Source organism: Bacteroidota bacterium (genome assembly GCA_036522515.1).
In the GTDB taxonomy this organism is placed as follows: domain Bacteria; phylum Bacteroidota; class Ignavibacteria; order UBA10030; family SZUA-254; genus VBOC01.
On the sequence record DATDFQ010000013.1, the window covers coordinates 1 to 11,478 of the forward strand.

Consider the following 11,478-nt stretch of genomic DNA (forward strand, 5'->3'; position numbering starts at 1 on the left):
TCTCCTCGTTGACGGCCGTGTGATCGGGATGCGGGGAAGCGGAAGCGCCACAATCCCGGGGCCGCAATCGAGCGTCAGCGTGAGAATAGCTGAACAGGAGACGAAGCCCGTTCAATATTCTCTCGGGCAGAATTATCCGAACCCCTTCAACCCAAAAACCGTTTTCCCGTTCGTGCTCGCCCATCCCTCCGTCGTCACGCTGAAGGTGTACGATATCGGGGGACGCGAGGTGGCGACACTCCTGAGCAGGCAGAGCATGGGAATGGGAAGACAGCAGGCCGAATTCGACGCAAGCATGCTCTCCAGCGGGGTCTATCTCTACAGGCTGATTGCCGAACCGGCAGGGGGGGACAAAACGGGTGAAGGTTTTGAAGGGGTGAGAAAAATGCTCCTCCTCAGATAGGGTCCGGGGCCGGCAGACCCGACCCGGCCCTACATGTTTGCCACGATCGCTTCTCCGAACTCAGAGCATTTCACTTCCCGGGCGCCGGTCATTAACCGGGCGAAATCGTAGGTCACCACTTTCGACTTGATCGTCTTCTCCAGCCCCTTCATGATCAGGTCAGCCGCCTCCCCCCAGCCGAGGTAGCGCAGCATCATTTCCCCGCTAAGAATTACCGAGCCGGGGTTCACCTTATCGAGGCCTGCGTACTTTGGAGCAGTGCCGTGCGTGGCTTCAAAGACCGCGTGGCCCGTGACATAGTTGATGTTGCCTCCGGGCGCGATCCCGATCCCTCCCACCTGCGCCGCGAGAGCGTCGCTCAGGTAGTCGCCGTTCAGGTTGAGTGTGGCGATCACGTCGAATTCTTCCGGCCGCGTGAGAACCTGCTGGAGAGTGATATCGGCGATGGCGTCCTTGACGAGGAGTTTCCCCGACGCGAGGGCGGCTTTTTGCTCGGCATTCGCCGCCGCCTCACCTTTTTCCTTCTTCGTCCGTTCCCACTCTGTCCAGGCGTAAACCTGCCGCCCGAATTCACGCTCGGCAACCTCGTATCCCCAGTCGCGGAACGCGCCCTCGGTGAATTTCATGATGTTCCCCTTGTGGACGAATGTCACCGACCGCCGCTTCTGTTCGAGAGCGTACTTGATCGCCGCCCGGATCAGGCGCGACGAACCCTGCGGCGAAACCGGTTTTAATCCGACCCCGACCTGCACCCGCCCGTCGCCCTCGGTGTGCACGCCCGCAATCTCCATCCAACTGGCGACCCCCTTCGGTGTCCCGAAACGGATCTTCTTGAAGGCATCAGGAAATTCCTTCGCGAAAAAATCAAGGATTTTTCCCGATTCGGGCGTCCCGGCCGCGAATTCGATCCCCGCGTAGATATCTTCCGTATTCTCGCGGAAGATGACCATGTCCACCGCCTCCGGACGCTTCACAGGGGAGGGGACGCCCTCGAAGTAACGGACAGGGCGCAGGCAGACGTACAAATCGAGCATCTGGCGCAGGGCGACGTTGAGGGACCGTATACCGCCCCCCACCGGAGTGGTCAGCGGTCCCTTGATCCCCACGATATATTGTTGGAAGGCCGTAACGGTCTCGTCCGGAAGCCACGAGTTGAAGAGCTTGAACGCTTTTTCACCGGCATAAACCTCCATCCATGCAATGCTCCTGCGCCCCCCGTAGGCGCGCTCAACCGCGCCGTCGAGGACTTTTTGGGAAGCGCGCCAGATGTCGGGGCCCGTGCCATCCCCTTCTATGAACGGGATGACCGGACGATCGGGAACCGACAGCCGGCCGTTCTGGACTGTGATCCGGCTTCCGCCGGCGGGAGGCGAGAGAGTCATCGGGCCGTTGCCTCCCGGTTAAAGAAGCTCATGGATCGGGTCGGTCTGAATGGCGGTGCGGATGCGGTTTGCATACTGGAGCATATCATCCCCGCCGTATTTCTTAAGCGTGAGGACAAAGCGAATGTTGTCATCGTCGTACCGTGGTGTGATATGGAAGTGGAAATGAAAGACCGATTGTCCCGCCGCCTTGCCGTTATTCGAAAATATGTTGAACCCGGGAGGGCGCAACGACCGGACGACCGCCTGGGAAACCGTCTTCACCGCGTTGATCAAACCGGAGAGCTCGTCGCCGGGCACCTCGAGGAACGTGGCGTAGTGGCGCAACGGCATCACCAGGACGTGCCCGTAATGAATCGGATTGATGTCAAGAATTGCGAGGGCGTGTGCGCTCTTAAAGAGGACTTCGGCGGCGGTCTCTCCCCGGATGATTCTGCAAAACTCACACTCGGTCATAGAGGTCTCTAACAGTACGGGTATATACCAAAATTTCCGCCGAAAGTCAACGAGCTCTGCGGTTGTGCCCTAGTTTGTCATCCTGAGCGAAGCGAAGGATCTCGACGATTCTCATGGGGAGATCCTTCGCTCCACTCCGTTCCGCTCAGGATGACAGATCCGTCAAAATTGAGGCGCCGCCAGCTCCCCTGTTTTCTTGATTCTTATGGATGGGTTACGTATATTCACACCAATTCAAGAACCCTTACCGACCCTCAACTCTTTGGAGTAACCATGAAACGGGCTTGGCTCATTCCCGCGGCTTGCGCGGCGCTCGCACTGTATCTGACAGTGACCGGATTTCAATGCGGATCATCGGAGATGACGACCGCAAAACTGGCGTACAGTCAAAAAAATCTGGACAAAGCCGACTCTTCGTTCATGAAGGAAGTCGAGAAGAATCCCGCGAACGGCGAAGCATGGTACTTTCTCGGCAGGGTGCGGCTCGAGAAGGGGAATTATACGGGAATGGCCGAGGCCTACAAGCAGTCGCTCTCTGTGAGCAAGGAGTTCGAGCCGAAGATCATCGAGGACAAAAAGTACGTGTGGGGGATCACCCTCAATCAGGGGGTCAATTTCTTCAACCGGAGCCAGACGCTCCGCAAGGACCCTGCGGCCAAGGATAGCGCCGATCTCTACCTTCAAAAATCGATTTCAGCCTACAAGATGGCGCTTGTGGTCAATCCCGACAGTGTGATCACCTACCAGAATATGGCCGTTGCGCAGCACCTCTCGGGCAACTATGACGACGAGATCGCGACCCTCCAAAAGGCTCTGTCGATCAGGAAGGATCCGCCGCTTGCGGCTTCGCTCATCAACGCCTACATCCAGAAGGCCGAGGAGTCGAAAAAGAACGGAAAAACGGCGGAGGCAGCCGAAGGGTTCAACCAGGCGATCACCGCCCTCACCGAGCAACGGGCCGCAAACCCGGGAGACGACGAAATGATGGGGACGCTGATCAACCTCTATATCGAGGCGGGACGGACGAAGGACGCCATGCCGCTGATCAAGGAAGCGGTGGACAAGGACCCGAAGAATAAAGTGTACCAGAACGACCTGGGCCTGTTGCTTCTGGACCAGGGCAACATGGAGGAGGCGATCAGTCACTTCGACGCGGCCGTCGCCGCGGACAGCTCTTACGACCAGGCGTTGCGAAACGGATCGGTCGCATATATGAAGCTCGGCGCAAAAATGAAGGAGGAGGCGGAGGCAAAATCGAAGGGCAAGGGAGAAACCGACAAGTCGTACATTCCGAAGTTCAAGAAGGCGGTGATCCTTCTCGAAAAACTCGTCTCGTTGAAGCCCGACAACGCCGATTTCCTCGAGGCGCTGGCGTCCGCCTACGGAAATGCGGGGATGTTCAAGCAGGCGGAAGCCGCGATCAAGAAAGTCGATGTACTCCGGGGCAAGTAGCCCCGGCGCCCGGCGGCGTTCCCCGCTCGGGCATCATTGGGACCACATGAGGATTTCAGCATGACGAATCAGGGACCCCAGCAGCAGATCAACATCGAACTGGGGGAGAAGGAAGCGGAGGGAATTTATTCCAATCTCGCGATCATAACGCATTCTCCGGCGGAGTTTGTCGTCGATTTCACGCGGGTCCTTCCCGGAATCCCCAAGGCCAAGGTGCACGCGAGGATCATCACCACGCCGCAGCACGCAAAGCTTCTTCTGAACGCGCTCAAGGAAAATATCGAGAAGTACGAGAAGACCTTCGGGGAAATCAAAATTCAGGGAGAGCCCTCCCAGGGGGGGTTCGGGTTCCAGGCCCCGACTGCGGGAGACAAAGCGCGGTAAGAAGCGTATGTCATCCTGAGGGAACGCGGTGAGCGGTGTCATTCTGAGCGGAACGAAGTGAAGCGAAGAATCTCCCGCCTCAGAAAGCGAGATCCTTCGCTTCGCTCAGGATGACAGCGAGCACCCGCTACAGGATGTACCTGCTCAAATCCTTGTTTTTGACAATCCCGCTCAGCCTGTCTTCGACCATCTCCTTCGTCACCATCACCGTCTTGCCCGCGTATTGATCCGGCGTCTCGAAGAGAAATTCCTCGAGGAGCGTCGTCATAATCGTATGAAGCCGGCGGGCTCCGATGTTCTCAACCTGTTCGTTGACCTCGGTGGCTGTCCGCGCGATCTCCCGGATTCCGTCTTCCGCAAACTCCAGCTTCACCCCCTCCGTCTGAAGCAGAGCCGAATACTGCTTGACCAGCGCGTTCTGAGGATAGGTCAGGATCTTCACAAAGTCGTCTTCGGTCAGGCTGTTCAGCTCGACGCGTATCGGAAACCGGCCCTGAAGTTCCGGGATCAAATCGGACGGCTTCGAGACGTGAAACGCGCCCGAGGCGATGAACAGGATGTGGTCCGTCTTGACGATGCCGTACTTCGTCGTGACGTTTGTCCCCTCGACGATCGGGAGGAGGTCCCGCTGCACCCCTTCCCGGGAGACATCGGGGCCGGCGCTCTGGGACTTGGGCCCGGCGATTTTGTCGATCTCATCGATGAAGACGATGCCGGTGTTCTCGACCCGGTCGAGCGCTTCTTTGACCATGAGATCCGTATCGATCAGCTTCTGGGATTCCTCCTGGATGACGATCACCCGGGCTTCCGCGATCGTCATCTTTCGCTTCTTCGTCCTCTTCGGCATCATGTTGCCGAACATTTCCTGAATATTCATGCCCATCTCTTCGATATTGATGGGCCCGAGGATCTGCATCGAGGGGAGCTGTGAGGCGGTCACGTCCACCTCGATCATGCGGTTTTCCAGCTCGCCCGCATTCAGTTTTTCCCGGAATTTTTCCCGGGTGGCCTTCGAGTCTTCCCCCTCCGGAGGTTCCTCCTGGGGAACGAGCGCCTCGACCGGCTGCCGCCGTTTGAGGGGCGGCACCAGCACGTCGAGTATCCGTTCCTCGGCCATGCGGGTCGCCTTCTCCAGGACTTCCGCGTTCTTTTCTTCCTTCAGCATGTTGACGGCGTATTCCGTGATGTCCCGGACGATCGATTCCACGTCCCGCCCCACGTATCCGACTTCGGTAAATTTAGACGCCTCGACCTTCAGGAACGGTGCGTTGCTCAGCTTCGCGAGGCGCCGGGCGATCTCCGTTTTCCCGACCCCGGTGGGGCCGATCATGATGATATTGTTCGGCATGATCTCCTCCCGGAGCGGCTCCGGGGTCTGCATGCGGCGCCACCGGTTCCGGATCGCGATCGCCACGGATTTCTTCGCGGCGTGCTGTCCGATGATGTACCGGTCGAGCTCGCGGACGATCTCCCGGGGAGTCAGCTCCTTCACGGTCGCTTCCTTCTGCTTGCGATTTGCGGCCCGGTCAGCCATCGCGCCTCCGATACCGGGACCCGGAGAACCCCGTCATTCCAGCTCCTCGATCGTGATGTGTTTGTTCGTGTAAATGCAGATGTCGGCCGCCGCGGAAAGCGATTCTTTCACAATCTGGGAAGCCGGGAGTTCGGTGTGCTGCACCAGCATCCGCGCGGCGGCGAGCGCGAAATTTCCGCCCGAGCCGATCGCCACGATGCCGTCGTCCGGCTCGACGATCTCGCCGGTACCCGAGATAATCAGCGACTGCTCCTTGTTGAGAACCGCCAGGAGGGCTTCGAGCTGCCGGAGATACTTGTCCGTGCGCCAGTTCTTCGCGAGCTCGACAGCCGCCCGGAGCAGATTTCCGTGATATTTTTCCATCTGATCTTCGAAGCGCTCGAAGAGCGTGAACGCGTCCGCCGCCGCACCCGCAAACCCGGCAAGGACCGTTCCGTTGTAGATTTTTCTGACCTTGCGGGCGTTCTGTTTCATCACCGCATTGCCGACGGTGACCTGCCCGTCGCCTCCGATGACGGTTTTCCCCCCGCGGGAGAGCCCGATGACGGTCGTGGAATGGATGAGGTGCGACATGCGATTCGTGCCGTTGTGATCAGATTTTGCGCCTGAGCCGCGCGACGGGAATTCTCATCGCCTCGCGGTATTTCGCGACGGTCCGGCGCGCAATATTGAGCCCCCGGCCGTTGAGCATCTCCGCGATCCGGTCATCGCTCAGGGGCCTGTTGGAATCCTCCCCTTCGATGATCGTGCGGATGGTTTTTTTGACCTCTTTGTTCGAGATTTCCTCGCCCGTTTGTGTCGTCAGCTTGTCGCTGAAGAAATGCCTCAACTCGTAGACCCCGAACTCCGTCTGGACGTACTTTCCGTTGACCACGCGGCTGATCGTGGAGATATCCATTCCGATGGTTTCGGCGATATCCTTATAGATCATCGGCTTGAGGTTTTCGCCGGTGTCGAAGAATTCCCGTTGCCTCTCGATGATGGCTCTCATGACGCGCATCATCGTGTCCCGGCGCTGATTGATGGACGCGATGAACCACTTCGCGGCGTCGAACCGCTTGCGAATGAATTCCTTGACCCCGTTCGCCTGGACGTGTTTTTGCCTCTTTGTCATCAACTCCTTGTACCGCTTGTTGATGCGCAGAGGCGGGACATTCCGGTCGTTCAGGGCGACCAGGAAATCGTCCTGGTCGCGTTCGACGGTAAAATCGGGAATCACGTAATTCTGCTGCGGGGTAAACTGGCCCTCTCCGGGTTTGGGGTTGAGCTTCTGGATGAGCTCGAGGGCTTGCTTGAGCTCATCGAGGTGGACGTTCAATTTCTTCGCGAGCTCCTCGTAGTGCTTCATCGTGAAATCCTCGAAGAAATCGCGGAGGATCCTGATCGCGGTCTCCTTGAGCCTGGCGGGGAAGTTGCCGAGTTCGAGCTGGACGATGAGGCATTCCTGGAGGTTCCTCGCCGCAATACCGGGAGGGTCGAGGCGCTGGACCATCCGGAGAATCTCCTCCGCGCGCTGATCGCTGATGCAGAGCCGGTGGGCGAGGTTGAGATCCTCCACGATCATCCGGAGTTCGCGCCTGAGATACCCGTCCTCGTCGATATTTCCGATGATTTCCTCGCAAAGGAGGTTTTCGTCGGGCGTGAGGTCGAGCATGAGAATCTGATCGCGAAGCCTCTGTGTCAGCGAGAGCTCCGCCGGCTGCGGAAGCTCATCCCGCTCCTCGTCGTCCCTGACGGCGCGGGTCGCCTTGTGGCCGTCAAGATCGTCGTTCATGAAGTCTTCGAACGTATATCCGTCGTCCGAGGTCTGGCTTTCCCGCTCCGCAGCGGCCTCGCCGTCGGCTCCGTCAACAGGCTCCTCGAGTTTGGGCTCCTCCGCCTCCTGGACCAATTCCATCTCGTCGGCTTCTTCCAGGAGAGGGTTCATCTCGAGCTCGGCCTTGATCCGCTGCTCGAGGGCGAGGACCGGCAGCTGGAGGAGCTGGAGGTACTGGACCTGCTGCGGGGTCAGTTTCTGCTGGAGAGTCTGTCGCTGCGAGAGATTAAGCATCGGCGTCATCGCCCCGCGGGGAGCGTGCCGGATGTCCCGGGCGCGGATTCCGCGACCGCGCCGGGCAGCGCCCGCCTGCTGCATTCGGCCCGGAACTCGTCATACCACACCTCGCCGTAGAGGCGTACCAGGGCATCCTTGAGAAACGTGGAGAGGGGAATGTTTGAAGCTTCGCCGAGGCGCCGTCCCGGCGAGCATTCGGGCAGTTTTTCATATCTCACAATTTGCGCCGCCCCGCGCGAGACGCGCAGCGGGAAGAGGTGGCAGGAAACCGGCTTCCGCCACCCGCTCTCGCCGTTCAGCCAGGCTTTTTCAAGAGAACAGCGGGCGACGTCGCCTTCATAATAAACGAAGACGCAATCGCGGTCATTCACGCAGGTGGTCGAAAATTGTCCGGAGACGCCTTCGAACAGGCCGTCCCGCCGGATCACCCGCAGATGTTCCTCCGAGAGGTACTTTGCGGCAGCCGGAAAGGCGCGCTCGAGCTCCGCGCACTCCTCGTCGATGAGCGGGGCGCCCCGACCTCCCGGAAGCGTGCAACACGCACCTCTGCACTGCTCCAGGTCGCACGCGAATCGCGCCCGTGCAACTGCTTCATCGATCACCGCTTCCCCGACGACAAACATACGCCCTCAAAATACAAAAGTTTTGACAAAGAGAAAAGCCTTCGGAACCCGGAAACGGCGAATCGGCGCCGGCCGTCATACCGCCGAAGGCGCGCGAACGCCGCGCACAACCGCATAATGTAGCATTCGGCTCCGATGAATGCTGTGACGGGATACACCTCCGCCGGAGAAGCCTGAAATCACGCCTTTACGAAGAGTTTGCCGGGAAATTGTTTGACCAGGCCCTTGAATTCGAGACTCAGCAGATTCACCAGCACGTCGGAAGTCGCAAGACGCGATCGTCCCGCCAGCGCGTCGATATGAACGGGATCCGCACCGAGGAAATCGTAGATCCTTTTTTCGAAGAACGTCAATCCGGGTTCCGTCGTTCGTCCCCGCGCCACGCCGCGAATCAGGCCGGAGGGGAGTTTCGACACCAGCTCCGCCACGACGTCATCGACAGACTCCACGAGTTTGGCGCGCCCCTCCCTGATGAGCGCATTGCAGCCGCGCGATCGTTTGTTGCGGGGACCGCCGGGGACCGCGAACACCTCGCGGTTCTGATCGAGCGCCAGATTCGCGGTAATCATGGCCCCCCCGTTGAGACCGGTCTCAACCACGACCGTGCCGAGCGAGAGACCGCTGATAATCCGGTTCCTTCGGGGAAAATTCACGGCGTCGGGTTTGGATCCCATCGCATATTCGCTCAACACGAGACCCCGGCCCGCGATGCCGCGGAAAAGGTCTTTGTTTTCGGGCGGATAGATCACATCAAGGCCCGAGCCGATGGCCGCGATGGTCCGCCCTCCCGACTTCAACGCCGCCCCGTGGGCTGCCGTGTCGATTCCCCGGGCCAAACCGCTGACGATCGTGATTCCCCGGCGCGCCAGTTCCCCCGCGAATTCCCCTGCGAGGGCAATTCCCTCCGCGGAGGGGAGCCGCGTGCCGACGATCGCGACGGCGAACCGGTCCGCCGCCGCATACTCCCCGCAGGCGAAGAAGAAGGGGGGCGGATCGTAGATCGCCTTGAGCAATTCCGGATACCCCTCCTCCCAGAACGAGACGATCCGGCCGTTCACTTTGTTGAGCCTGGAGAGTTGCGCGGCCGCATACGCCCGGGGGGCTTCCATGCGTTCATGCCGGATGAACAGGGCGATCGAGGAGGCGAGACGCCGGCTGATTCCTTCCGTCGCCGCGAGTTGTTTCGGGGAAGCCCCGAGGAGGGCCTCCGTACCGCCGAAGTGTGAAACGAGCGAACGCAAGCGTCGGGGTCCGATCCGGGGGACCTGGGATAGCGCCAATAAATCGAGTGCGGAAATCATGCCTGCCTCCCTGCTGCCATGATTATGCTGGATGACTGAACAAGCCGGCCCGGGCGAGCCGGCAACCGCGCCGGATCTTATCCGGCGGTTTTTCTTCCCTCGAACATCCTACGGCGGGGCGACATCAAGCCCGTCGACGACTGCGACCACCACGGAATGGACGGGGACTTTCTTATTCCTCAGGACCTGCACGGCCCCCTGGCCTTCCTGCACGATCAGGACCGTGTCCCCCACCCCCGCATCCACCGAATCGAGCGCAAGAATGTCCCGTCCGATAAAAGCCCCGGTCAGATCGATCGGTTGGACGATCAGGGTTTTGAAGGTTTTCAAGTGCTCGTTCTTCTGTGTCGAGACGATTGTGCCGATCACCTTGCAGAGCGTCACGCGCGCACCCCCGTCGCCAGGAGGAGCCCGGTATACCGCCGCGTCAACTCCTCGGCTCCTTCGGAGGTCGGCGCCTCCGCGATGATGCGCACAACCGGTTCCGTATTGGAGTTCCGCAGATGCACCCACGAGTCGTCAAACATGATTTTGATTCCATCCTCGTTGTTGACATTTCCGTTCTTTGAAGACTGGCTCCCGAACTCGCGGAGAACCTCACCCGCATCCCGGCCGGAGAGCTGCACCTTCGACTTTGCCATCGAGTAGCGGGGAAGCGTGGATCTGAGCTGCGAGAGAGTTCCGCCGAATTCGGCAAGCTGCTGAAGGATCAAACCGATGCCGACGATGGCGTCCCTTCCGTAATGGAGGGCGGGAAGGATCACCCCTCCGCTCCCCTCTCCCCCGACGAGGGCGCCGGATTCCTTCATCCGCGCGGCGACGTTGATTTCACCCACGGGAGTGCGGAGTACCGTGGCGCCGAATTCCTTCGCCACGTCATCCACCGCCCGGGTGGTCGATAAATTCACCACGACCGTGGCGGCCGAACCCGGGTTTTCCCTCTTCCGCTTTTCCAGCACGAACTTTACCACCGCCGTGACGGTGTATTCCTCTCCGAAGGGAGTTCCCGATTCGTCGACGAGCGCCAACCGGTCGACATCGGGGTCGACGGCGATACCGGCATCGGCGTGTTCCGAGACGACGCGGCGGCAGAGGCCGGTAAGATTTTCAGGGACCGGTTCGGGCATACGGCTGAAAATGCCGCTGACGTCGCAGTTCATCTCGATCACCGTGCAGCCAAGCCGACGCAGAAGCTGCGGCACGATCAGACCCCCGGCCGCGTTGACCGAATCGACGACGATCCGGAACCCTCTCCTGCGAATCGCTTCCGCGTCGAAGAAGGGAAGTGCGAGGACCGAATCGATGTGGCGTTCGATGAAGGAATCATCCCTCCTGTGCGCGCCGGGCGCATCCCATCGGGCATAGGGCATCGCCTGCTCCTCGGCGAAGTTCCAGAAGAGCCGGCTCTCCGCCGCATCGAGGAACATGCCGCTCGGGCCCATGAATTTGAGCCCGTTCCATTCGATCGGGTTATGGCTCGCCGTCAGGGAAATCCCTCCCGCGGCTCCGAGTTTCTCCACCGCGATTGCGATTGTGGGTGTGGGCACCACTCCGAGAGCGATCACGTCGCAGCCCGCCGCCAGCAGCGTGGACGACACGATGTTTCCGAGCAATTTGCCGGACACCCTCCCATCCCGTCCGAGGACGATTGTTCCCCGGCGTGTGTATCCTGCGAAGGCGCGGGCGTACTTCACAAGCACCTCCGGTGTCAGGCTTGTTCCGACGATGCCGCGCACGCCGGAGATGCTCACCATTAAGGACATAAGACCTGCCAGGGATAAAATCTGAGGCAATTTAGCAACAATGGGTCTGAGAGTCAACTGGAGAGGCGGGTTGGTCCTGACTGAGTTTCGTTGCCATCACGTCACGCGACCTGAAGGTCGCGCCTAC

At 59.9% G+C, this 11,478-nt stretch carries 12 protein-coding genes; 3 read left to right on the top strand and 9 right to left on the bottom strand.

The features are described from left to right. Window positions 1-403, top strand: a 403-nt coding sequence (locus VI215_01315; protein HEY6190945.1) for a T9SS type A sorting domain-containing protein, incomplete at its 5' end; no start/stop codon positions are given. A gap of 29 nt (window positions 404-432) precedes the next feature. On the opposite strand, the gene icd is transcribed toward VI215_01315, so the two are convergent. Further along, entirely contained in the window at window positions 433-1,785 is a 1,353-nt protein-coding gene (gene icd, locus VI215_01320; protein HEY6190946.1) for an NADP-dependent isocitrate dehydrogenase, read from the bottom strand. An 18-nt stretch (window positions 1,786-1,803) separates the two neighbouring features. After that, entirely contained in the window at window positions 1,804-2,241 is a 438-nt protein-coding gene (locus VI215_01325) for an HIT domain-containing protein (GenBank protein HEY6190947.1), read from the bottom strand. Window positions 2,242-2,514: 273 nt separating this feature from the next. Here VI215_01325 and VI215_01330 point away from each other — a divergent pair, with 273 nt between their 5' ends. Next, a complete protein-coding gene (locus VI215_01330) occupies window positions 2,515-3,693 on the top strand; it encodes a tetratricopeptide repeat protein (GenBank protein HEY6190948.1) in 1,179 nt (392 codons plus the stop codon). A gap of 60 nt (window positions 3,694-3,753) precedes the next feature. Beyond that, the gene (locus VI215_01335; GenBank protein HEY6190949.1) at window positions 3,754-4,077 is read left to right on the top strand and encodes a DUF3467 domain-containing protein; all 324 of its coding nucleotides are present in this window, start codon (window positions 3,754-3,756) and stop codon (window positions 4,075-4,077) included. Between the two features lie 127 nt (window positions 4,078-4,204). Here the strand turns inward: VI215_01335 and hslU are convergent, their stop codons facing one another. From hslU to glmM, 7 genes are all read right to left on the bottom strand, one after another. After that, window positions 4,205-5,611, bottom strand: coding sequence for an ATP-dependent protease ATPase subunit HslU (gene hslU / locus VI215_01340; protein ID HEY6190950.1), 1,407 nt, complete (start codon window positions 5,609-5,611; stop codon window positions 4,205-4,207). Window positions 5,612-5,644: 33 nt separating this feature from the next. After that, window positions 5,645-6,184, bottom strand: a complete 540-nt coding sequence (gene hslV, locus VI215_01345) for an ATP-dependent protease subunit HslV (GenBank protein HEY6190951.1) — start codon at window positions 6,182-6,184, stop codon at window positions 5,645-5,647. A 19-nt stretch (window positions 6,185-6,203) separates the two neighbouring features. Continuing rightward, entirely contained in the window at window positions 6,204-7,670 is a 1,467-nt protein-coding gene (rpoN, locus tag VI215_01350) for an RNA polymerase factor sigma-54 (GenBank protein HEY6190952.1), read from the bottom strand. Further along, the gene (locus VI215_01355) at window positions 7,667-8,287 is read right to left on the bottom strand and encodes a DUF3109 family protein (protein HEY6190953.1); all 621 of its coding nucleotides are present in this window, start codon (window positions 8,285-8,287) and stop codon (window positions 7,667-7,669) included. The genes rpoN and VI215_01355 overlap by 4 nt, the downstream gene beginning before the upstream one ends. Window positions 8,288-8,466: 179 nt before the next feature. Then, window positions 8,467-9,588 (bottom strand): DNA-processing protein DprA, encoded by a 1,122-nt coding sequence (gene dprA, locus VI215_01360; GenBank protein HEY6190954.1) that lies wholly within the window; start codon window positions 9,586-9,588, stop codon window positions 8,467-8,469. A gap of 108 nt (window positions 9,589-9,696) precedes the next feature. Further along, complete coding sequence (locus tag VI215_01365) at window positions 9,697-9,972, bottom strand: EutN/CcmL family microcompartment protein (GenBank protein HEY6190955.1); 276 nt, start codon at window positions 9,970-9,972, stop codon at window positions 9,697-9,699. After that, complete coding sequence (gene glmM, locus VI215_01370) at window positions 9,969-11,351, bottom strand: phosphoglucosamine mutase (GenBank protein HEY6190956.1); 1,383 nt, start codon at window positions 11,349-11,351, stop codon at window positions 9,969-9,971. The genes VI215_01365 and glmM overlap by 4 nt, the downstream gene beginning before the upstream one ends. Window positions 11,352-11,478: the final 127 nt, after the last annotated feature.

What these genes read in the sequence shown, in the direction of transcription:
- icd (HEY6190946.1), bottom strand. Translation starts at nt 1,785, where the DNA reads ATGACTCTCTCGCCTCCCGCCGGCGGAAGCCGGATCACAGTCCAGAAC.
- VI215_01325 (HEY6190947.1), bottom strand. Translation starts at nt 2,241, where the DNA reads ATGACCGAGTGTGAGTTTTGCAGAATCATCCGGGGAGAGACCGCCGCC.
- VI215_01330 (HEY6190948.1), top strand. Translation starts at nt 2,515, where the DNA reads ATGAAACGGGCTTGGCTCATTCCCGCGGCTTGCGCGGCGCTCGCACTG.
- VI215_01335 (HEY6190949.1), top strand. Translation starts at nt 3,754, where the DNA reads ATGACGAATCAGGGACCCCAGCAGCAGATCAACATCGAACTGGGGGAG.
- hslU (HEY6190950.1), bottom strand. Translation starts at nt 5,611, where the DNA reads ATGGCTGACCGGGCCGCAAATCGCAAGCAGAAGGAAGCGACCGTGAAG.
- hslV (HEY6190951.1), bottom strand. Translation starts at nt 6,184, where the DNA reads ATGTCGCACCTCATCCATTCCACGACCGTCATCGGGCTCTCCCGCGGG.
- rpoN (HEY6190952.1), bottom strand. Translation starts at nt 7,670, where the DNA reads ATGACGCCGATGCTTAATCTCTCGCAGCGACAGACTCTCCAGCAGAAA.
- VI215_01355 (HEY6190953.1), bottom strand. Translation starts at nt 8,287, where the DNA reads ATGTTTGTCGTCGGGGAAGCGGTGATCGATGAAGCAGTTGCACGGGCG.
- dprA (HEY6190954.1), bottom strand. Translation starts at nt 9,588, where the DNA reads ATGATTTCCGCACTCGATTTATTGGCGCTATCCCAGGTCCCCCGGATC.
- glmM (HEY6190956.1), bottom strand. Translation starts at nt 11,351, where the DNA reads ATGTCCTTAATGGTGAGCATCTCCGGCGTGCGCGGCATCGTCGGAACA.